Origin of the sequence: Oceanobacillus sp. MO10714A (assembly GCF_037072045.1) — a bacterium.
Lineage (GTDB): Bacteria > Bacillota > Bacilli > Bacillales > Amphibacillaceae > Oceanobacillus > Oceanobacillus indicireducens.
Window position 1 is genome coordinate 67,935 of record NZ_JAXHDC010000003.1, and the last position, 22,375, is coordinate 90,309.

A 22,375-nucleotide genomic window follows, 5' to 3' on the forward strand; every position below is an offset into this window, starting at 1 on the left:
TCCTATTCATGCTAGTTCAACACGAGAATGGGAAGATAAACACCGTTTGTTTTCCCATCTACACTGGATCAACACGATAACGGGAAAATAAACACCATTTATTTTCCCACTCAAGCTAGATCAACACGGTAATGGGAAAACATCTACCACTTGTTCCCCCATTAATGTAAGAAGAACCCTAATCATAAAATCTTTCAAACAACAAAAAAGAGCCAAATCAATTCCTTTCACAAAAGAAATTAATTTGGCTCTTATGTTCTTTACATTTTCTCCGGTGCGGTTACGCCGATTAGGTTAAGTGCGTTGGCGATAGTGATACGGACTGCTTTCATTAAGGCGATTCTTGCAGTTGTCCGTTCCGGTGCATCTGCATCAAGTACTTTCTCTGCGTTGTAGAAGCTATGAAGTAAGCTTGCGAGTTCGAATACATAATTCGTTACGCGTTGAGGTGCATGCTTTTCCGCTGCGTCAGCGACCGTTTGCGGGAAGGAGCCGATCTTCATAAGGAGCTCTTGCTCTTTTTCTGATGTAAGCTCTGCAAAATCAAACTTCCCATTAACATCGAAACCTCTTGTTTCCGCTTGAGAGAGCATCGTACAGATCCGTGCATGTGCATATTGCACGTAGTAAACCGGGTTTTCGTTGGACTGAGAACGAGCAAGGTCTATATCGAAATCAAGCTGGGAATCGTTGGAACGGGCGACGAAGAAATAACGGGTTGCATCAATTCCGACCTCTTCCATCAGTTCACGCAAGCTCACAGCTTTTCCGGTACGTTTACTCATTCGTACCTTTTCCCCGCCTTCAAAGAGATTCACCATTTGAATGATTTTTACTTCCAGCTTATCTGCCGGGTAACCGAGCGCTTGAATCGCTGCGTTCATACGAGCGACATAGCCGTGGTGATCGGAACCCCAGACGTTGATGAGTTTATCGAAGCCACGGTCCAATTTATTTTTATGGTACGCGATATCCGGTGTCAGATACGTGTAGTTACCATCCTGTTTAATGATGACACGGTCTTTATCATCACCAAATTCCATCGTCTTGAACCACGTTGCACCATCTTTTTCATAAATATAGCCACTCTCTTTCAGCTGCTGGACTGCATTCGGTATTTGATCATCTTCATATAATGTGCGCTCCGAGAACCAGTTATCGAATTCGACATGGAAGTCTTTAAGGTCACGTTCAATATTTCGCAGTGAAGCCTTAAGTCCATACTCTTTCATGTATTCAAAACGTTCTTCATGAGATTTTTCCAGCCATTTATTGCCGTCTTCTGCGACAATTGCTTTTGCCATATCGATAATGACTTGTCCGTGATAACCGTCTTCCGGCATCTCAACGTCTTCACCGAGCTCCTGCAAGTAGCGTGCTTCAACCGAGAACCCTAGCTTATCGATCTGGCTGCCGGCATCGTTAATATAATACTCCCGTTCGACATTATAGCCTGCCGCCGCGAGCAAACTACTAAGCACGTCCCCATAAGCTGCTCCGCGGGCATGACCAAGGTGGAGGTCACCAGTCGGGTTTACCGAAACGAACTCTACTTGGATACGTTTGCCTTTACCAGCATCACTTTTCCCGTAATTGTCCTGCTCTCTAAGAATTGTCGGGATGATTTGCTCGAGAAGATCATTTTTCATAAAAAAGTTAATAAACCCAGGTCCTGCGATTTCGATTTTTTCAATTGATGCTTCTGTCTCGTTGATCACTTTTACAATCTCGTCAGCAATCTGCCGTGGCGCTTTCTTTGCAATTCGGGCAAGCTGCATGGCAATATTCGTTGCAAAGTCACCGTGGGATTTATCTTTTGGTTTCTCTAAAATAATTTCCGGAAGTTCTTCTGCGCTTGCAAGGCCTGACTTAAGTACGGCTTCCGAAATTTCTTGTTTCAATTTCTGTTCTGTTTGTTCCAGTACGTTCATCTGGGGTCCTCCTCTATAATAATAAGTTCCAATGTATGCTTTCGTTCATCTTGCCCATTTAGTTTAACAGTGTAATCCAGGTTCAATCGCGCTGGTATGCCTTGCCCCAATGGCTGATACATCATCAGTTGTGTGAATGTTTCCATATGCAGGTTTCCATGCGGGTGTTTGTAAACATTTTCTGTTACTTGACCAAGGCGAAATTGCTGATGCATCGAGACGGCACCGGTTCGTTTAATCGTCACTTTCTCTTTCTGGATTGTGATAAGTGATGAAATTTCCATATCATCTATTGTTTCTTCAAACCTTAGTACATCCAGCTTGCCCTTCCGGAAGAATACACCGGTTGCTTTTATATGATTTACTTCCTTGTCTGAAGCATCCTGAATCTTCATTTTCAATTGAAGCGCAACACGCTTTTCTAGCTCGTTCATCCTATCGCCTTTCCTTTTTGAATAATGACCTTATTATATCGGTAAGTTGACATGGTAATCAATAAAAAGATGTGTTTTTCTTTTACTCACACTTTGTTGGCTACTTTTTAGATATATTCCAAGTTGGTGGATTAACAAATCAGGAGGGAAAATCTATTGGTGTTCAGTGCGGTGATCCGGTTTATCCTTGATACATAAGGATTTCAAAAAAATGCACCACGATCATGCAGTCTATATACTTTTGGAGGAATTATTTTGGTTAAAGTTGGTATTATTACAGGAAGCACGAGTAGCTTTGAAAACCGTAAGAGAATTAACGAGTTTGATACACAAGGAATGGGGCGTCCTCCTTTCCTTTTTTATTGTTTAAAATCGGCCAATTTCTCCCATACTGTGAAAAAAGCTAGGTTTAGGGAGCTGGGTGTCAGTGAAGAGGCGAAGAAAGCATCGGTTGCTGTGGCGGTTGGTGCGGCTCGGTATTTATATGGTCATAGCGCTTATTCTTTTTGCAGTTTTTTTCTTAGCATTCATTTACCTCTTGGGACCACCCCCAATGGGAGCGGAGCAGGATACGAAGATTTACAGCAGGGATGATGCGGTAATTGGAATTGAGAGCGGGATACGGAACCAGTATTGGGTCGAGAAGGAAGATCTATCGGAAAAAGTGATCGCTGCAACGATTTTAATCGAAGACCATCATTTTTATGAGCATCATGGTTTTGATTTCATACGGATTGGCGGAGCGATTATTAAAAATATCCGTTCTGGTTCACTCCGGGAAGGTGCGAGTACGATTACCCAACAGCTCGCTCGGAATTTATATTTGACCCATGAAAAGACATGGATCCGGAAGTTGAAAGAAGCGTTTTATACCGTGCAGCTTGAGATGCATTATACGAAAGATGAGATCCTGGAAGGGTATTTGAACACGATTTATTACGGTCATGGTGCTTACGGGATTGAGGCGGCGAGTGAGTATTTCTTCGGTAAACCGCAAACGGACCTGTCTTACGCGGAGACAGCGATGCTTGTTGGGATTCCTAAGGGACCGACCTATTATTCGCCTTTTAATAACGAAGCAAATGCCGAAGCACGAAAAGAATTGATTTTAAAGCGTTTATGGCAAGAAAAGATAATCGATGACGCAACATATCATACGGCAATTAGAGAAAAACTTGAGTACCGAACGGATAAAGATGAAGGACGCGAGGAATTTGCCGGGCATTTCCAGGACATGGCGATGAAAGAGGCAGCTGCGATTCTTGGAGTAACGGAGCAATTAATTCGCGCGGGTGGTTATGAGCTCTATACGACGATTGATGAAACCGTTCAGGAACAGGTAGAAACGGCCATGAAGGAAATTATTCCAGAAACGACAGAACTAGAGGCGGGGGTTTTCTCTGTAGATATCCATTCAGGAGAAGTCCTCGCCCTTGCTGGTGGAAGAAGCTATCAGGCAAGTGAATTTAATCGGGTACGGAATGCTTTTCGGATGCCAGGGTCAAGTTTCAAACCTTTTTTATATTATGCTGCACTGGAAAACGGCTTTACACCACTGACGAAATTGATGAGCGAACCGACTACATTCCGGCTCGAGAATGGGAACGTGTATGAGCCGGGAAATTTCAATCATTATTATGCTTATGGGCCTATTACACTCGCCGAAGCAATCGCCCTTTCCGATAATGTGTATGCCGTTCGCACAGGTCTGCAGCTTGGTATCGAACGGTTCATTGATACTGCGCAAATTTTTGGTTTTGAAAAAGAGTTGCCTGCCGTCCCTTCCCTTGCGCTTGGGACAGCGTCTGTTACGTTAGAAGAGCTTGTCACAGCTTACGGGATGCTTGGAAATGGAGGAAAAGAGCTGGAAACATATACGATTCGAAAAATCACGGACAAAAATGGCCAGGTACTATATGAGCGAAAAAGTTCAAACGGACGACAAGTATTGAATGAGCAGACGAGTTTTATTTTGACCCAGCTGCTTACCGGGATTTTCGAACCGAAGCTGAATGGCTATATGCCGGTCACTGGAAGTCCGATTTCCCATCATCTAACAAGACTCTATGCGGGTAAATCCGGGACGACAGAGGCCGATAACTGGATGATCGGTTATAGTCCTTCTGTTGTGACCGGTGTATGGACCGGATATGATGACCACCGCGTTATTACAGCAGTGCAAGAAACGACGTATGCGAAAGAGATTTGGGCCCGTGTGATGGAAAAGGCACATGAAGGGGAACAGCAGGAAAACTTCCCTATCCCAGATGGTGTCGTTGGGGTTCCGATTGATCTTGAGACAGGTTTACGGGCGACTCCCTATTGCGGAGAAAGCCTTATGATGTATTTTAAAAAAGGGACGGAACCAGTTGATTATTGTGAGCCAACAATTGCCCCGGAACAGGAAGATAATGATGATGGATTTTTTAAAAAATGGTTTCAGCTGTTGTTCGAGTAGCTTTTTACTTTCGAGTCTTTGAAAATATTTTTAAGACGCGGGAGGTGCAGTAACTTTTCGGTAAGGTTGGTTGACTAATGCCCAGAATACCTGTACCATTGTATTCGTATGTAAATAGACCTTCGTTAGGTAAGGCTCCTGTGTTGGAGATACGCTACTGCCCAAAAATGTCCAAAGACGCCAATGGGTCAACAGGAACCATCGACATAAGGTGGTTTTTAATGTAGCTGGATATGATTCCTATGCCACACAGTGCTAAAGCTCTACGATTGGAGGATATTTGATAAGCTTTTTTAACTGTGTTCGTAATCAGAACTCTTCTTAATTATGCTTTTTTCAATACACCTTCTAGCCGTAGAAGGTGTATTTTTATTTTTATGAACAAAGGCGCAAGCGCCCGTTTAGCAACGTACAAACTGGAGCACTCCGGAATGAGATAAAGGAAACATGCCCCTTTAGGGGTATGCCGATGTTGGGCTTTAGCCCGTATTTAAGCGGCCCTCCTTTAGTTTTGAGTTGATGTTGACTTATCGATTGGAGGAGTGTGAAGTTTGGGACTGCGCACTGCTCGTCCCACCAAAAGATCTGCTAGTTGCTGGGCGCTGGAGCCGGACGTGGCTAACCCTGGATACCTAAGATATCACAGCATTTTAATTTGTAGTTTCTTATATATTTAGAAAGGATGTGGGATAGATTGGATCTTATTCCCGAACCCAATTCGGAATCATATTTTTGTTGCATGATGGAAAAGTTAAAACAATTCAGGAGTCTATTCTCACATATTTTTTTATTTTAGTAGATTGACTCCTGTCAAAGGAGGAAATTACGATGGTTAAACTAACCAAAAAAACACGGGAACAATATACAAAATTAATTTTAGATACTTTAGATGCTGGCGATAAGGAAAAGTTTCGAGATACTTTCTTAGACTTACATCCATCCGATCAACTCGATATTTTCGTAAAATTGGATGGTGACGCTAGGTCGCGGGGGTATTCCTATCTTACACCAGGGGAATTTGCAGAGATTTTTGGCGGATTAGACATAAGCGACCAAAAGCTTTTCTTTTTAGAATTGGATGAAGACTACTCTATTCGTATGTTTAATCAAATGTTTACAGACGATGTTGTGAACTTTTTGACAGAAATTAATAGTGAACGAGCTGAAGATATTTTACTCCAAATGGATAAAGAAAAGGCCGAGAAGATAAAAGCTTTGCTGTCCTATGCTCCTAAAACTGCTGGAGCGATTATGACAAAAGAACTGATCAGTATCTCGTCTACAGATACTGCTGCCGATGTATTAGAGATGCTTAGAAAAGAGGCTCCAAGTGCCGAAAGTATTTATTATCTTTATGTAGTCGATTGTGAGGGAATACTAGTAGGGGTCGTCTCCTTGAGGGACTTGATCATCGCTGCTCCCGACGAGGTAATAAAAGATATTATGACTACAAGAACAGTGTCTGTTCCAGAGGATATGGATCAGGAAGATGTTGGCCGGATGATTAAGAAGTATGACTTTCTTGCCGCTCCTGTTGTTTCCAAAGATAATCATCTACTTGGTATTGTTACATTTGATGATGTCATGGATATCCTTGAAGAAGAAGTTACAGAAGACTTTGGAGAAATTTCAGCTACCAAAGGGGCCACAGATTTGACATTAAGTCCATTTACAGCCGCAAAAAAACGTGCGCCTTGGATTATCATTCTCATGCTCTTTGGATTAGTTACCGGTGGTGTAATCAGACAATTTGAGGAAACACTTGAAGCTGTCGTCGTGCTTGCTGCTTTTATTCCTATGATTATGGGTTCTGCGGGAAATATCGGAACGCAATCACTAGCTGTTGCAGTGCGTGGACTAGCACTTGAGACGATTGAAGACGGAGGATTCTGGAAAATGATTAGGCGGGAATTCAGTACAGGAATTCTAATTGGAATTATATGTATGGCACTGATCAGCGTTATGATTACCATTATATTTGGTAACTGGATGGTAGCATTAATTGTCGGTGTGTCCATCCTCTGTACATTCGGTATTTCGGCTGTCATTGGTTCAACTATCCCATTAATCATTAATAAACTAAAACTTGATCCAGCAATTGCATCCGGTCCTTTCATTACAACTGTTAATGACATAGTCGGTCTGCTTATTTATTTCTCAATTGCGACTTCTTTAATGGCGTATCTTTAACAAAGGCGCAGAGCGGACGTGGCTAGTCCTCTCATAAAAAGTAACCAACGAGCAGTGAATGTCCAGTTCAGCTGCTGTTGGTTACTTTTTTGTCCTAGTAATACATTAACGTCCATGTATACTCATTTTACAAATTCCCACGTTAAAGTACAACTTTTTATATCCATTTTTAACATCCGTCACAATTTGTTCACTTTTTATAGAGAGAGGGCTTTTTTCAATTCATCCGAGGAGTTGTTCCACATTTCTTCGTTGAATTCCCTTAAGTAATCACCCAACAGCTTTTTCGAATGGTCATCCATATGGTCGACGACAATCTTCCCTTTTAAAGATTGTTCCATATGTTTCACATGTTCGCCCATTGATTTATAGGCGCGCTTGATTTCCCGGTCGACACGAATCTCACTCGCAGCAACTCCGGCGTAATATGTTCCTTGATCATTGCGATCAAGGTTCACCCACACGATCCAGTACAGCTTCCCATTCGGCACTTCTTCTTTATTCGGTATCCATTTCACCCGGCGCTCGACATCACTCCGCGCATGCATCGCGGCCATGTCAACATATGCTTTATTTTCATTCGGGTCAACGATAATGGATGACATGTTTTCGAGGCTGATCACCCCAGCTCCATATCCACCGTGCCCGTCGGTTGAGTCATCTTTAATGATCGTAAAACGATTTTTCTTTTTCTTCTGTTCATCGTTCATTTGAATAACTCCCTTCCTGATATTTTAAGTTGGGACATGGGGTCAGAGCACCTGTCCCAATCTGGGACAAGTGCTCTGACCCCATGTCCCAGTCACGTGCTGCGTATTTGTTTGATGAATTGGTAGGCTTCGTTTATTTCTGCTTCGGTGAAGTTTTGTTTTGGTTTCATTTGGTGCAGTTTTTCAATCTGCTCGCGCTTATCCAGATGTTCAAAGAAAAGAATCGTGGATACGAGTTCGAGAAATCTGGAACTTCGCAACTGGAGCAGTTCCGTTTTATCCGTAATGTCTGGCATATCGAGGGTGAATTGCTTAAGAAAATCCTCTCCCGCCTTTGTGACATCATAATGATACTGGAAATAATTTGCTTTATCTTCCCGCGTCTCTTCTATAAATCCAAGATTACAAAGCTCCTCTACCCGTAAAGTCAGTTCTTCGGAATAAGGTCCGTAGAAATGAAATTGGTATTTCTCTTCGAACGGGACCGCAGATTTTTGTAAAATATAAATCATCTTCTGTAACTTTTTCCTCCCAGTGACTCCACCTGTCAACTGGAAAAAGTGAATTAATTTTGCACGGTTAATCAACATTGCTACTCTCTCCCTGCCCATAAAGAATTTCCAAAATCGCATTCCTAACCCGCTTGTCTGTCAGGGCCTTCAGCAAATCCTCGGGGAAATATAATTTATGATCGGTCCGTTTTTTCCCTGAAATGGATTCGACAATATCGGAATGCCGGGATAATTCCTTCAGATTCCCATTTGGCATCTGTAAGTGGATTGGCAACCGTTCTTCCTCTTCCCCAGGCGGGTAAAAATCATACGGCAAATCAGAGGAAGAATCAACGACTAAATAGTATTCCGGATCAATGCCCGCTTGCTTGAACAGCCTCATGAGTTCCATGTAGTCATTCATTTGCAAATTCGGATTGAATTCCACATATTTAAGCAACCGGCGATTCATAAACCGCTCACAGAGATCACTTAGAATAGCATCATCTTCCTCTTGCCAGAGGTGAAAATAGTACTGGACGATGGTTTCATCGAGTTTCACATAATCTGCTAGCGTTACATTTTCCTCGAAAAAGGAAATAAAATGAGTCGGTTCCAGTTTGAATTCATAATCCGGATCTTGGTAGAGCGCTTTTGCCCGCCCGAAGATTTTCGATAAAATTACCTCGGCACTGCGGGTAACCGGATGGAAATATACTTGCCAGTACATCTGATAACGGCTCATAATATAGTCTTCCACCGCATGCATCCCGGTCGATTTAATAACGACCTGATCTTCAATCGGACGCATGACACGCAAAATCCGTTCCATATCAAAATGACCGTAGCTCACTCCCGTATAATAGGCATCCCGCTGGAGATAATCCATCCGGTCCGCATCAATTTGACTGGAGATCAAGCTAACAACAAGTTGGTCTTCATATGTTTTCCCAATGACATCGGCAACACGGTTCGGAAAGTCAGGGCCCACCTTCTGTAAGACCTCATTTACTTTCGTATCCCCGACGATAATCGCTTGTGTGAAGTACTCGTGATCCAGTTTGAAAACCTTCTCGAAGGAATGGGAGAACGGACCGTGGCCTAAATCGTGAAGCAGTGCTGCAGAGAGGCATAGCAAGCGTTCTTCGTTATTCCAATGCTCGCGGCCTTTAAAATTATTAAGGATCCGCCGGACGATTTCATAGACCCCGAGGGAATGGTTGAAACGGCTATGTTCTGCACCATGGAAGGTCAGATTCGTTGTGCCAAGCTGTTTGATCCGTCGCAACCGCTGGAACTCTGGGGTAGCGATCAAATCCCAGATGACACGGTCCCGAACATGCACATACCGGTGAACCGGATCTTTAAAAACCTTCTCCTCTGATAATTGTTCATCTTTATATGCCAAATTTTCCACCCGTTTCTTTTCGGTCATTGTTCATTATATTATATAATAGATTCGTACAGGAAAAAAGGATAAGGAGATAACGATGAAAAATTGGGATGAAATAATAAATTATGAAACATTTCGCTATATAGATCATACCAAACTTAAGGAATTCGAGGGGAAACCGAATTCGGCAATCACTTCCTTTGCGATCGATGACTCGATTGCGACAGCGGTAAGTGAGAAAAAGTCCCCTCCTGCAATTCGGCTTTGGGCGCATCCGAAAACGATTGTACTCGGAATCCCGGATGGCAGGCTTCCTTTTATTGATGAAGGTGTTTCTTATTTGCAAAGCTTAGGATATCATGTGATGATACGGAATTCCGGTGGGCTTGCGGTGGCACTTGATGAACATGTGCTGAATTTATCCCTTGTCATACCCGATGTAAAGCATGTCTCCATTCACGATGCATATGACGCGATGTTCCAGTTCGTCCAGCATATGTTCCGCGATTTGACGGCAAATATTGCAGCGTACGAAATCGTCGGCTCTTATTGTCCCGGGGATTATGATTTAAGTATTAACGGGGTAAAATTCGCCGGCATCTCTCAGCGTCGGATTAAGGATGCTGCGGCAATTCAAATCTATTTGGATGTGAGTGGTGATAGTAAGAAGCGCGCACGTCATATTCAGAAGTTTTACAAGTTGAGCAAGAAAGATGAAGAAACAACATTCGTTTATCCTGAGGTGAAGCCAGAAGTGATGGGGTCCCTTTCTGAACTATTGAATTATCCGCTGACGGTCGAGGATGTGAAGCAGCGAACCCTTGATGCTTTAAAGGAATTGAGCGGTGAAATCATTACTACCGAGTTTTCAGAACTGGAAAAGGAAACCTTCATAAAAAGGTACGAACAAATGGTAAAACGAAATGAAAGAATTAAATAAAAGGATAGGGAGCGAGAAAAGGAAGGTGCAGCTGTTCGAGCGATTAGAGAGCTTGTAATCAAACGAACGAGAGAGGGTCACAGCTGTTCGAGCGATTAAAGAGCTTGTAATCAAATGAACAAGAGAGGATCACACTTGTTCGACCGATTAGAGAGATTGTAATCAAATGAACAAGAAGATTGTCACAGCCTTTCGAGCGACTAAAGGACGCCTAAGCTTCCAAATTCGTATCTCCTTCATGTGCGCAGAATTAAAAAGCAGTGAACCAACATATGGTCCACTGCTTGCATTATTTTTATAAAATACGAAATCAATATTCTACCAATCCCTTGTTCCGTCTGCTCGAGCTGATAAGCAAGCTGGGTCAGAGGTGTTCCCCACTTCAAGTGGGACAACACCTCTGACCCCATGTCCCAATTATGCTTGGGCGGCGGTGATGATTGCTAGTTTGTAGACGTCTTCTGTGCTACAGCCTCGGGATAGGTCGTTTACTGGTTTGTTCAATCCTTGTAGAATCGGTCCTACCGCTTCAAAGTTACCGAGACGTTCTGCGATTTTGTAGCCGATGTTTCCAGCTTCAAGGCTTGGGAATACAAAAACATTCGCGTCCCCTTTGATTTCTGAATCTGGAGCTTTTTTCGCGGCAACGCTTGGTACGAAGGCTGCGTCGAATTGGAATTCACCATCAATGACGAGCTCTGGATTATTTTCTTTCGCTATTTGAAGCGCCTCTGCTACACGCTCTGTTTCTTCTGATTTTGCCGATCCTTTTGTAGAGAAGCTTAGCATTGCTACACGTGGATCAATTCCGAAGAGATCTGCTGTGGTTGCACTTTCTGCGGCAATTTCTGCAAGATCGTTTGCGTCAGGTGCAATATTGATAGCACAGTCGGCAAATACATATTTTTCCTCATTTCGGACCATAATGAATACACCGGAAGTTTTCTTCACTCCAGGTTTTGTTTTGATGATTTGTAATGCAGGACGCACGGTGTCTGATGTGGAATGAACCGCTCCACTTACAAGACCATCTGCTTCTCCCTGATACACAAGCATCGTCCCGAAATAATTCTCGGTCTGTAAGATTTCTCTTGCGCTTTCCGGGGTGGCTTTTCCTTTACGGCGCTCGACAAAGGCATCCACCATCGCGGCGAATTCCGAATAATTCGTTGGGTCAACAATCTTACATCCGCTAATATCAAAGGATAAGGATGCTGCCTTGTCTTTAATTGCAGCTTCTTCTCCAATTAGTACAGGGGTAAGAATGCCCTCCCCCGCTAGCTTCGATGCTGCTTCAAGTATACGCTCATCTAAGCTTTCTGGGAATACAATTTTTTTATTTGCAGCTGATACTTTCGGTTTTAGTTGTTCGAATATATCGCTCATATTATTGCCTCCACTAAAATTGACTTTAATTTTATTTTACGCGATTCGACTTGAGATTTAAAGAAATAACCATTGAGGGAGTGCAGATATTCGACAAAGTAATGACAGACACGTTCCGAGGTGAATCAACATTCGTAAATATGTTATAGTAAAACCAGAATTCATTAATTTAAGGTAATGTTCAAATAGGAGGATAAAAAGGACCGAGGTCGGCTAAGAGCGCAACGTCCTGTTGCAACGCCGACACTAGCACGTCCTATGCGTCGAAATTCGAGGCGGCGAAGCTTTGAGCACCGGAATGTACGTCAGTAGGTACATGAGGAGCGAAAAAGCAAGCCAACGAAGAAGTTCGAAGTGTCATTTTTACCGGACTTTTTGAACAACCTCTATAAGGGAGAGATCATAATGGCTGAAGCAGTAGTAACCATGGATGGTTGGTGTAAGTTACATGATACACGTACTTTTGATTGGTCGACATGGAAATTAACATCAGAAGAAGAACGCAATGCGGCAATTCAAGAATTTCAAGAATTAATGAAGAAATGGGATGCTGTTGAAGCAGATAAAGCAGGCAGTCAATCCGTTTATAAAGTTATTGGAAACAAAGCAGATTTACTATTTATTTTCCTGCGTCCGACAATGGATGAGTTAGAAGAGATTAAGCGTGATATTAATAGATCAAAATTAGGTGATTTCCTTATCCCGAGTCATTCGTATGTGTCCATCGTCGAAATGACGATGCATAATCCAATGGAGGAAGGGAAAGACCGGGAGCTATCTCCTCAAGTTGAAGCAAGATTGAAACCAATTTTACCGAAATGGGAGTATGCTTGTTTCTATCCGATGAATCGTCGTCGCGAGCAAAATGCAAACTGGTTTGAAATTTCAAAAGCAGAACGTACTCGCCTGCTTTATGAGCATGGAATGACAGGTCGTAAGTATGCTGGAAAAGTAAAGGAAATTATTAGCGGATCTATTGGGCTTGATGAGTGGGAATGGTGTGTGACATTGTTTGCGCACGACCCATTGCAGTTCAAAAAGATTGTTTATGAAATGCGTTTTGATGAAGTGACGACAAAATACGGCGAATTTGGTGACTTCATCATCGGTGCATACTTGCCAAATGATGATTTCGCAGAATACTTTAGTTTATAAGAGTTTGTATCAAGGGTCCGGAACTTGAAATATAAGTTCCGGGCTTTTTTTGTCATCATTTTGCCCAACTCACATACATATAATTAGTGAATATTCATCCTGACTGTCCGAATGTTTATCATTAATCTTGTTTTATATGAGGAGGTTTTTCAAAATGAGTGAGGAAAAAGAAATAAATCAGAATCAAGAGGAACAAAGCTTTTATAATTATCCTAACCAGGTGTATTATCCGCAGCAACAACAGCAGACTTACGGATTCTACCCGATGTATCCTGCTGTTCGGCAAATGACACCCCCGCAGCAACAAGCAGGAAGCCATGGCATGCTTCCGCTCCAGCAATCGTATATTGAAAATATTTTACGTTTAAATCGCGGGAAAATGGCAACCGTCCATATGACATTTGAAGGGAATAATAGCCGTACTTTTACGGGGATCATCGAAGCTGCGGGGAGAGATCATATTATCTTAAGCGAAGAAGGAACCGGCCGTCGCGTGCTTTTACTCATGGTCTACTTGGATTATGTCACCTTTAACGAAGAAATCAACTACGACTACCCCTTCGCCGCAACGGGTCAACAATTAGCCAACTTCCCACCACGATAAAAACAATAAAGGCGCAGATTCGGACGTGGCTAGCCCTGGATACCTCCTAGGTTAGCCACAGCATTTTTATTTCATCGTACGCTATGCAATAAAATAGGATGGCAAGTTAATTTGCCATCCTCATCTTTCAATAAAGGGGTGAAACCCGTGAAACAGACATATGAAAAAGTTATACAGATTGAGCTCCTAACGTTAGGCCTGTCCGTTGTGCTTGGTTTCATCGCCCTTTTCCAAAGTTCTATCTTCCTTGTCATTTTTTCCTTTTATCTGCTTAGCATTAGCTTAATTTGTGACGCATACAGCCATCAGTACACTTCGTCCCGCATGCTTCAAGGGAAGAAGCAACTCATTCGCGCGGTTGTCATCCTCCTGCTCGCAAGCTCACTCTTCTTTTTATAAATGTTTCAGAACCGCTGTTCCAAGCAGGACCCAACCAACAAGGAAGGAAACCCCGCCAAATGGAGTAATCATCGCAAGTGTCCGAACGCCTGTCGTGGAATATAAGTACAAGCTTCCAGAAAACAGTACGATTCCAAGAACAAACATCCAGCCTGCCCACGTAATACTTGCCGCCTGGACTTTCAACATTAAGATTCCCGTTGCTAGAATCGCTGACGTATGGAACATTTGATAATTAACGGCTTTTTCCCATGTCTCCAATTGCTTTTCCGTAAGTCTACCTTCAAGGCCGTGCGCACCAAAGGCTCCTAAAGCAACGGCCAGAAATCCGTTAATGACACCAACTAGTAACAATGCTTTCATTTTTTCTTATCTCCTTTAAAAGTCAAAAATTGAATCACCATTTGCTCCATCATGATCAATCGTAGCAGGTGCGTTCTGATTCTCTATTACAGTACTCTTCTTCTCCCCAAGCATTGCCTTAATTTCTTGTTCGGAAAACGTATTTTGTGATTGGGATGCTTGGACCTCCCGAACCGGCTCGCCTGCTTCTTCAAGAAATAGTTCAGAGAGCAATTTAATATTATTTATATGCTGAAGGAAATCTTGACCATCCTGTTCCTTAGCTATCGCAGTGTTAAGTTCCTTCATCATTTTAGTTAAGACTGTTCGATTCTCCATGCTCATCCTGTCACTCCTTTAAGTGTTCTGCAGTTCCTTCCATTATAGCACGAGTTGTGCGCTGGATGAACTTGAGAGATAAACAAAGGAGCTGAGCGGACGTGGCTATCGCTAGCAATTCCAGTCATCCCCAGCATCTTTAATTTTTAATTTCCGACACACAAAAAAGCCTCAGCTTACCGCTAAGACTCCTGCTCGGATTTATGAGGTCTGCTTGCTGCCCCTAATTGCTGCTCCTCTAGATACCGATTGTAAAGCCATGACAAAAATTCCAGTTCTCTTTGCTCTAGCGCTCTCCCTAGGACTATTTCCGTGTTTAAGCAAAACTGATTGTATTCTTCCAAAGCTTTACTTCCCCCTTTGAAAGGTCGATTGTTTGGGTCAATTATAAAGTACATTATAGCCTTTTTCAAGAACTTTACAGAAAAAAAGAACCGGCTGATGATTCAACCAGTTCTCGTTAAGTTTATTCTTGACTCTCCAGTTTTGACTCCAGTTCTGTGATTCGTGCGTGCAAGGCGGCAATGTCCTCTTTTGTAGCAAGACCTAAGTCCTCAGCAGCTCTGCGTTTCTGGTCGTCTTGTTTCTGTGACCATTCTTCCGTTTTTTGTTCTCCTTTTTCAATGAAGTCATTCATCATTTGTTTCGCTTGCTCTTGGGAGATCTCATTTTTAGAAACGAGTTCGTCTAGCTTACTTTCCAGCTTTTCTTTACTTGCAATTGCAGCACCAAGTCCTAGTAAGAAGCCTTTCTTTAAGTAATCTGTCATCAATTACACCCCCTTTTTATTTTGCTTGCGTATCATTCTACGATGGAATAGTAATAGGATATTCAATAAAACAAAAAAAATTACGGCAATGGTCCAACCTGTATAGCGAATAGCAGCTTCATCGATCGCATAGCTGTACACGCTGATTAATGTTCCTACTACTACCATAATAAAGGAAAAAACCTCTAACAGTAAATAGTATTGATGCTTCATTTTTATCTGATTCTTTTCTTTATCCCAGACCCGGTCCCGTTCTCCGCTTTCTAAGAAATTAAGTAGAGCCCGCGGGTAAGACAACAACGGATCAGTCGCACGCCTCACATACTGCTTGGTAACAGATTCGACGATACTCTTCGTGCCGAACCAGTCCTTAATCTCATCTTTCCCCCATTTCACGATATCAATCTCCGGATTAATGGTATATAATATCCCAACGACGATCGATATCGCTCGGAGCAGATAAGCATAATCGGCAGGAAGCTGGATTGGCTGTTCTTTTACAATCTCGCTTATCTCGTCGAATACTTGATTTATCGCCTGTCTATCTAAATTTTTTAATGAAACATCGGAATACATTTCAACGGCATCAATCAACACTTCTTTAATTTTCTTCTTATTCGCGTTCGGGAGGAGGAAATTCATTTTATCCAATGCATCAATGACAATTTCATAATTATCGATAATAAATCCTTGGATGAGCAGTTTAAAATTTTCAGTATCCTGTTTCTTAATCTCTCCAATCATTCCGAAATCAATGATCGCAACGGTACCGTCCTCACGCAGCAGGATGTTTCCCGCATGAGGATCCGCATGAAATTTACCAGGATTCAGGAATTGATCGATGTAAAAATCGAAAAGATTCTTGGATATCTGTTCCCGGTTCAGGTGATGTTCCGCGAAGAATGCAGTATCCGTAATTTTTTCCCCGTGGATCCATTCCATCAAAAGGATACGTTTCGTACATTGTTCTTCATAAAAGTATGGAATATGAATATTCTCCATATCACCATAGCGTCTTTTAAAATACTTTCCGAATTCAAGCTCCTGCCCGTAGTCAAGTTCACGTTCCATGACGGTGACCAGTTCATGATACAGTGCTGTTAAATCAGCTTTCTTCCCAAAGTTTGTAAACACTTTAAGAATCCAGAACACCATCCGCAGTGCGACAAAATCTTTATGGAATACTTCTTCAATCCGGTGGCGCCTTACTTTGATTGCAACTTCTTGGTCATTTTTTAAAATACCGTAATAGACTTCACCAATCGATGCCGAGGCGACTGATTGTTTCTTAATATACTTCACATGTTCATATATGTTCTCTCCCCAGTCTTCCCGGAGAATCTTTTCCGCATATTCAAAAGGCATTGACGGCACATGGTCGACAAGGCCGGTTAACTCTTGGATGAAAACATCGGGAAGAAAGTCGGTTCTTGTACTTAAAAATTGTCCCACTTTAATGAGTACGCCGCCGAGGTTTTCTGCTTTCTCCCGGTACTTCTTCCCGAGCTCTTCAAGCAGTTTGTTCCATTTCTTATTCGTCTGCTCATCCCATACGGAATGAAGGAGCAGGAATAGATATATTCTCGTTATAAATGAAATCGTAAGGGTGATAATTACTAAATAGCGATAAAGGAAATTATATTTGAGCAGCTTCCGCAAATGAACCACCTCTGTTCCTATCTTCCCTACTTTCACCTTATCTTAATTATCCGATTTACACAAACCTAAACTGAAACTTTAATCAATGGAGGTCTTGCTTCATTTCCCACTGATTGTTAGTTGAATGAATCAGGGTTTTAGCGTCCGTTATCTCCCTCCAAAACTTCCTTGACATGACCTAAAGTTTTTGTGGTAGGAGTTTTACGAACGGTTACATCGGGGCAGAAGTTAGAATTCACTGAAATTTTATTCAGCTATTGCATGTTTTATCAGCCGGATGTATAATTATGCAGTACGTTAATTTGGAGGATGAAAAAATGTTAAAAGGATACACATGGAAGAACTATTTATTATTCATTATCCCTTCCCTGATCGGGATTCTTTTATTTATTACCCCGATTTCAACTAGTGACGGGACGACGATTCCAATTGCATTACTTGCGGGATTTATCGAGGATGCACTTGCACCTTATCTATCACTAATTATGTTGCTGATCATCTTGATTACTGCAATCTGTACAATAATCGGCTTTGTATCGCAAGGTAAAGTTTATGCACGAACACCTTTCTTCAAGCAATTATTTACTACTTCATTATTCTGGACGATTACCCGGACGATTGCTGCCGTGTTTGCGATCATGGTCTATTTCAAACTGGGACATGAGGCATTTTATAGCCCGGACACCGGTGGAACATTACTTAATGGTTTATTGCATACGTTATTCGCGGTTTTCTTGTTTGCCGGATTATTTTTGCCATTATTGACGAACTTTGGCTTACTTGAGTTCTTCGGTTCATTGATGACGAAAATTATGCGTCCTGTATTTAAACTTCCGGGACGGTCTTCGATTGACGCACTCGCTTCATGGGTTGGAGATGGGACAATCGGAGTACTACTAACAAGCAAGCAATATGAAGACGGATTTTATACGAAGCGGGAAGCGACGGTAATCGGGACAACGTTTTCCATCGTGTCGATTACATTTTCTTTAGTTGTATTATCCGAAGTCGGACTGGAGCATATGTTTGTTCCTTATTACATCACAATTGTGATTGCCGGCGTTGTTGCTGCACTGATCATGCCGCGAATTCCACCGCTTTCACGAAAAAAGGATAGCTATATCGACGGAAGTAACGATGTTCTTGATGAAACCATTCCTGAAGGATATAACGTGTTGAGTTACGGTCTGAAAAATGCGCTGGAACGTGCAAAGAAAGAAACGAATGCGTCTAAATTCTTTAAAGAGGGCTTCCAAAACATTTTAGATATGTGGATGGGGGTTGCTCCTGTTGTGATGGCATTCGGTCTGATTGCACTTATCATCGCCGAATATACACCATTCTTCAGTTGGATCGGAACACCGTTTATCCCGCTCTTAGAACTTATGCAAGTACCAAATGCTGTGGAAGCATCCGAAACGATTCTAATCGGTTTTGCGGATATGTTCTTACCGGCAATTATCGGTTCCGGTATTGAGTCAGAAATGACACGTTTCATCATTGCCGCTTTATCCGTGACCCAGTTGATCTACCTATCCGAAGTCGGAGGATTATTACTAGGTTCCAAAATTCCAGTTTCCTTCATCGACCTAGTCGTCATCTTCTTATTACGGACGATCATCACACTCCCAATCATCACACTAATCGCACACCTCTTGTTTTAGAAATCGGGACAGAGGGTCAGAGCAGTTGTCCCTCCTTTTGAGCGGGACATGGGGTCAGAGCAGTTGTCCCAGTGAGCTAAGTGAACGGGAGACTCTCATCCCTTCACTTCCGGGATTAAAAAATGAAGAAAGCAGTGGACCATCACCCGGTTCACTGCTTTCTTCATTTTTTGTAAAGATTATAGGAATCCCGTATCGGGACAGTGCCTCTGACCCCGCTGTCCCAGATCTCGAATTGGGACAGTGTCTCTGACCCACTGTCCCAGATCTTAATTTAGTTTTTCTCTTAGGAGGGTGGTGCGGCCTTCAATTAGTGGTTGGAAGATGCCGAGTACTGGTTTCCATGCTAAGAGATAGACGATTCCTGCTGAGATGGCGGCAAGGCCAATGAGGTCGAGTGGACTGTCGACAGAAAATAATCCCGCTTCACGGAAGTATTGGATAAAGAATCCGTGTAATAAATAGACGTAGATTGTCCGGGCTCCAAGATGGGTAACCCCTTTTATCCGTTGTTGCGGAATCCAGGCAAGGACGCTTATAACCATCAATGCCGACCCCGCATAGACGAGCAGACGAACAATTCCTCCATAGTTCTCCACCCCTAAATCACCATACGATTTCGAAGCGAGCAACCAACCGGTATTAATTTCCGGTAAATAATAGATTAAGAAGGCGAACACCGCCATAATGACAATTCCCGCTATTTTGACAGATCTCTTTTTCACAAGCATGAATTGCTCTTCCGTGAGCCAGTAGCCAATTAGGAAAAATGGGAAAAAGACAAATGTCCGCGACAAACTTAATGTATGGCCAATCTCGCCAAAGTAACCGACCACAATCCCAATCAGTAAAGCGATGCTAATGCCTAGCATTGGTTTTAGCTTCTTAAATTGTTCGAGTAATATGTGCCAGCAAAATAGGCTTATTAGGAACCAGAGCGACCATTGCGGGTAAAATAAGCTCGCCTGCCAGTCCGCTTTACCAATAAGGTAATAATAGCCAGTGTACAACATCTGGAAAATAAGGTATGGCAGAAGTAATTTATTTACGAGTTTCCAAATATATTTGCTATCCCCTGCCCCCCTTGCAAAGAAACCGGAGATTAAAATAAAGGCAGGCATATGGAAAATATAGACCCATGTATATAATGTGTTCATACCAAGTGAATCCGTTGCGAACGGTTGAATCAAATGACCAAATACAACGAGGAAGATCAATATCGTTCTAGCATTATCAAAATACGCATTTCTTTCCATTGTTCTTCATCCTTTTTGTTCATGATTATTTTATTCGTCACTAAAACCATTGTACCCGCTACAGCCCCAAATAGCTGGAATGATGCGGCGTTTTCATTGTTTTGTTAGCCTCATGTAAACTAGATGACAAAATGTAATATTTTTGAAATCAAAAAAAAACCATCCCTATGGAGAGACGGTTTTTTCGCGTAAACTTATACGATTGCTTCATCAGCAACGGAATCTTTATCATTAAATTTGTCTGAATCATGTGTGCCGAGAATACGGGATGTAAGTGTGCCGGCAACCATACTTCCATTCACGTTCAAAGCAGTACGCCCCATGTCGATTAATGCTTCAACAGATATCAATAAACCTGCCAGACCGACTGGAAGACCCATGGAAGAAAGGACGATAATTGCTGCAAATGTAGCTCCACCACCTACACCCGCTACACCAAATGAACTAATTGCTGTGATGATAACAAGCGGGATTAGAAAGTCAAATGCCAATGGATTGATTCCTGCGGTTGGAGCGATCATAACGGCAAGCATAACCGGATAAATACCAGCACAACCGTTTTGTCCCATTGTCGCACCGAATGAGGCAGATATATTCGCTGTTCCGTCATCTACTCCAAGTCCGTTCTTCTGTGCTTGAATATTGATTGGAATCGCTCCGGCACTTGAACGGGATGTAAATGCAAATGCAAGGGCAGGGAAAGCTTTTTTCACGTAAATGAATGGGTTCAAACCACTGATTGACACTAGGACCAAATGGATGATAAACATGACAATTAACGCTACATAAGAAGCAAGAACGAATTTACCGAGTTCAAGCACTCCCGCATAGTTCGTTGTCGCAACCATATTTGTCATTAGCGCGAGTACTCCGTATGGTGTTAGACGAAGAATCAATGTAACGATCCGCATGACAACCGCATAAATCGCATTTACACCTTTAACAAAGAGCTCTGCCTGTTCCGGCTGTTTCCTTCTGACACCTAAAACGGCGACACCTGTAATAAATGAAAAGACAACGACACCAATAACAGATGTCGGACGCTCTCCAGTCATATCAAGGAAAATATTGTTTGGAATAAAGTTTAAAATTCGTTGAGGCGTTGTCTGCTCTTCCATATCCGAATAGCGCTCTTCAAGTGCTAACGCTCGGTCACTCTCCGCTTGACCCGATTCAATCTGGTCGGCAGAAAGATCAAAAATAAGTGCAGAGCTAATTCCGACAACAGCTGCAATCATCGTCGTACCAATTAAGATACCGATAACCCAGCCAGCCATTTTCCCAAGTTGTTTCGTTTTCTCCAAGTTGATGATTGCCCGAATAATGGAAACCATTACGAGTGGTACGACAATAAGCATCAGGAGACGGACATATCCGCTTCCTACAATATCGTACCAGTCAAGCGTCCCGGTTAACACATCCGACTCCGCTCCGTAAATAATCTGCAGGACGGCACCAAGAACAATCCCCAGACCCATTGCAGTAAAGACACGCTTCGCAAAGGATACATGTTTTTTCTGCATTGTATACAGCAAGCCAATAATTGCTAATAAGACAATAATATTTATAACTATAAAGACGATATCCATCATTTCCCTCCTAAATTATTATTCCCATAGAATTAATCTGATATAGACTATACTATGAATTAATCCGATGTGCAAGAAATGAGTTTATCAGGAAAATTTACATGTTTATTAGCTTTTCTTTAAGAGATTAAAGCTTTCTGTAAATAAAAGAAATGATTCCACAATCCGAGGTGGAATCATTTCTTCATCTTAGATTAGCCTTAAGTTCGATTTCAACATTTCCTTTAATTGCACGGGAAATCATACAGCTCGTTTCTGCTTTTTTGACTAACTTTTTCAATTTCGCATGTTCTTCATCCGTTGCGGAAGCTTTTAAGACTACGGTCGGCTTATGGATTATTTTTTTATACGTAAACACACCATTTGTCACGTCGACAATTGCTTCAGCATCGTGGGACATTTCCTCCAGTGGCAAATTCGCCCGTTCGATCATCGCCGCTAGTGTGATGACATAACAGGTCGCAGCTGCTCCAAGCAGCATTTCATCCGGATTCGTACCAATACCCGGACCATCCATTTCTTTAGGGATTGAAATCTCTGTTTTTAAATTCCCAGCATCAATCCGACCGCTACTATTTCTTCCACCCGGCCATTCCGCCTTCAAATAAAAATTATGTTCCGCCATGTAATCACCTCTTAGCCCGATTGTAGCATAATTTTTGCTAT

The 22,375-nt window shown here is 42.3% G+C and carries 22 protein-coding genes and 1 riboswitch; of the genes, 8 read left to right on the forward strand and 14 right to left on the reverse strand.

Annotated elements, in window-relative coordinates; all coding sequences use genetic code 11:
• Positions 1-260: 260 nt before the first annotated feature.
• Together argS and SPD53_RS04130 are read right to left on the reverse strand one after the other, a co-directional pair.
• Positions 261-1,931, reverse strand: a complete 1,671-nt coding sequence (argS, locus tag SPD53_RS04125; protein WP_336251716.1) for an arginine--tRNA ligase — start codon at positions 1,929-1,931, stop codon at positions 261-263.
• Positions 1,928-2,365 carry a DUF1934 domain-containing protein gene (locus SPD53_RS04130; RefSeq protein WP_336251717.1) on the reverse strand — a complete coding sequence of 146 codons (438 nt, stop codon included), beginning with the start codon at positions 2,363-2,365 and terminating at the stop codon, positions 1,928-1,930. The genes argS and SPD53_RS04130 overlap by 4 nt, the downstream gene beginning before the upstream one ends.
• A 255-nt stretch (positions 2,366-2,620) precedes the next feature.
• On the opposite strand from SPD53_RS04130, the gene SPD53_RS04135 reads away from it, so the two are divergent.
• The 3 genes from SPD53_RS04135 (at position 2,621) to mgtE (ending at position 7,013) form a co-directional block, all read left to right on the forward strand.
• Complete coding sequence (locus SPD53_RS04135; RefSeq protein WP_336251718.1) at positions 2,621-2,959, forward strand: hypothetical protein; 339 nt, start codon at positions 2,621-2,623, stop codon at positions 2,957-2,959.
• Positions 2,919-4,823: a transglycosylase domain-containing protein gene (locus tag SPD53_RS04140; protein ID WP_336251719.1), complete on the forward strand. Its 1,905-nt coding sequence runs from the start codon at positions 2,919-2,921 to the stop codon at positions 4,821-4,823. Before SPD53_RS04135 ends, SPD53_RS04140 begins: the two co-directional genes overlap by 41 nt.
• Positions 4,824-4,937: 114 nt before the next feature.
• A riboswitch (M-box (ykoK) riboswitch) is annotated at positions 4,938-5,104 on the forward strand.
• A 547-nt stretch (positions 5,105-5,651) separates the two neighbouring features.
• A complete protein-coding gene (mgtE, locus tag SPD53_RS04145; RefSeq protein WP_156854197.1) occupies positions 5,652-7,013 on the forward strand; it encodes a magnesium transporter in 1,362 nt (453 codons plus the stop codon).
• Positions 7,014-7,210: 197 nt separating this feature from the next.
• Here mgtE and SPD53_RS04150 read toward each other — a convergent pair whose 3' ends face one another.
• The 3 genes from SPD53_RS04150 to SPD53_RS04160 all read right to left on the reverse strand — a co-directional run bounded on the left by SPD53_RS04150 (position 7,211) and on the right by SPD53_RS04160 (position 9,622).
• On the reverse strand, positions 7,211-7,723 hold the full coding sequence (locus SPD53_RS04150) for a YwhD family protein (RefSeq protein ID WP_156854195.1): 513 nt from the start codon (positions 7,721-7,723) through the stop codon (positions 7,211-7,213).
• A 92-nt stretch (positions 7,724-7,815) separates the two neighbouring features.
• Positions 7,816-8,313 (reverse strand): YwgA family protein, encoded by a 498-nt coding sequence (locus SPD53_RS04155; protein WP_336251720.1) that lies wholly within the window; start codon positions 8,311-8,313, stop codon positions 7,816-7,818.
• Positions 8,303-9,622, reverse strand: a complete 1,320-nt coding sequence (locus tag SPD53_RS04160) for an HD domain-containing protein (protein WP_336251780.1) — start codon at positions 9,620-9,622, stop codon at positions 8,303-8,305. Before SPD53_RS04160 ends, SPD53_RS04155 begins: the two co-directional genes overlap by 11 nt.
• An 82-nt stretch (positions 9,623-9,704) precedes the next feature.
• Here SPD53_RS04160 and SPD53_RS04165 point away from each other — a divergent pair, with 82 nt between their 5' ends.
• Positions 9,705-10,547 carry a lipoate--protein ligase family protein gene (locus tag SPD53_RS04165; RefSeq protein WP_156854189.1) on the forward strand — a complete coding sequence of 281 codons (843 nt, stop codon included), beginning with the start codon at positions 9,705-9,707 and terminating at the stop codon, positions 10,545-10,547.
• Positions 10,548-10,964: 417 nt separating this feature from the next.
• Here the strand turns inward: SPD53_RS04165 and pta are convergent, their stop codons facing one another.
• On the reverse strand, positions 10,965-11,933 hold the full coding sequence (pta, locus tag SPD53_RS04170) for a phosphate acetyltransferase (protein ID WP_188855809.1): 969 nt from the start codon (positions 11,931-11,933) through the stop codon (positions 10,965-10,967).
• A gap of 405 nt (positions 11,934-12,338) precedes the next feature.
• Here pta and hemQ point away from each other — a divergent pair, with 405 nt between their 5' ends.
• From hemQ to SPD53_RS04185, 3 genes are all read left to right on the forward strand, one after another.
• Entirely contained in the window at positions 12,339-13,088 is a 750-nt protein-coding gene (hemQ, locus tag SPD53_RS04175; protein ID WP_156854185.1) for a hydrogen peroxide-dependent heme synthase, read from the forward strand.
• 154 nt (positions 13,089-13,242) lie between these two features.
• Positions 13,243-13,692 carry a spore coat protein GerQ gene (gerQ, locus tag SPD53_RS04180; protein WP_156854183.1) on the forward strand — a complete coding sequence of 150 codons (450 nt, stop codon included), beginning with the start codon at positions 13,243-13,245 and terminating at the stop codon, positions 13,690-13,692.
• Between the two features lie 147 nt (positions 13,693-13,839).
• Complete coding sequence (locus SPD53_RS04185; RefSeq protein ID WP_156854181.1) at positions 13,840-14,091, forward strand: hypothetical protein; 252 nt, start codon at positions 13,840-13,842, stop codon at positions 14,089-14,091.
• On the opposite strand, the gene SPD53_RS04190 is transcribed toward SPD53_RS04185, so the two are convergent.
• The 5 genes from SPD53_RS04190 to SPD53_RS04210 all read right to left on the reverse strand — a co-directional run bounded on the left by SPD53_RS04190 (position 14,086) and on the right by SPD53_RS04210 (position 17,200).
• Positions 14,086-14,454 carry a DUF423 domain-containing protein gene (locus SPD53_RS04190; protein ID WP_156854179.1) on the reverse strand — a complete coding sequence of 123 codons (369 nt, stop codon included), beginning with the start codon at positions 14,452-14,454 and terminating at the stop codon, positions 14,086-14,088. The genes SPD53_RS04185 and SPD53_RS04190 overlap by 6 nt on opposite strands.
• Before the next feature lie 15 nt (positions 14,455-14,469).
• The gene (locus SPD53_RS04195) at positions 14,470-14,778 is read right to left on the reverse strand and encodes a YwdI family protein (RefSeq protein ID WP_336251721.1); all 309 of its coding nucleotides are present in this window, start codon (positions 14,776-14,778) and stop codon (positions 14,470-14,472) included.
• Positions 14,779-14,954: 176 nt separating this feature from the next.
• The gene (locus SPD53_RS04200; protein WP_336251722.1) at positions 14,955-15,116 is read right to left on the reverse strand and encodes a hypothetical protein; all 162 of its coding nucleotides are present in this window, start codon (positions 15,114-15,116) and stop codon (positions 14,955-14,957) included.
• Positions 15,117-15,238: 122 nt separating this feature from the next.
• A complete protein-coding gene (locus SPD53_RS04205) occupies positions 15,239-15,541 on the reverse strand; it encodes a phasin family protein (RefSeq protein ID WP_156854175.1) in 303 nt (100 codons plus the stop codon).
• A gap of 3 nt (positions 15,542-15,544) precedes the next feature.
• The gene (locus SPD53_RS04210) at positions 15,545-17,200 is read right to left on the reverse strand and encodes an ABC1 kinase family protein (RefSeq protein WP_336251723.1); all 1,656 of its coding nucleotides are present in this window, start codon (positions 17,198-17,200) and stop codon (positions 15,545-15,547) included.
• Positions 17,201-17,517: 317 nt separating this feature from the next.
• Between SPD53_RS04210 and SPD53_RS04215 the strand changes: the two genes are divergently transcribed.
• Positions 17,518-18,864 (forward strand): YjiH family protein, encoded by a 1,347-nt coding sequence (locus tag SPD53_RS04215; protein WP_156854171.1) that lies wholly within the window; start codon positions 17,518-17,520, stop codon positions 18,862-18,864.
• Between the two features lie 269 nt (positions 18,865-19,133).
• Here the strand turns inward: SPD53_RS04215 and SPD53_RS04220 are convergent, their stop codons facing one another.
• The 3 genes from SPD53_RS04220 to SPD53_RS04230 form a co-directional block, all read right to left on the reverse strand.
• Positions 19,134-20,120, reverse strand: a complete 987-nt coding sequence (locus SPD53_RS04220) for an acyltransferase family protein (protein WP_156854169.1) — start codon at positions 20,118-20,120, stop codon at positions 19,134-19,136.
• 194 nt (positions 20,121-20,314) lie between these two features.
• Positions 20,315-21,709 (reverse strand): L-cystine transporter, encoded by a 1,395-nt coding sequence (locus SPD53_RS04225; protein WP_156854521.1) that lies wholly within the window; start codon positions 21,707-21,709, stop codon positions 20,315-20,317.
• Positions 21,710-21,893: 184 nt separating this feature from the next.
• On the reverse strand, positions 21,894-22,334 hold the full coding sequence (locus SPD53_RS04230) for an OsmC family protein (protein WP_156854167.1): 441 nt from the start codon (positions 22,332-22,334) through the stop codon (positions 21,894-21,896).
• Positions 22,335-22,375 lie beyond the last annotated feature (41 nt).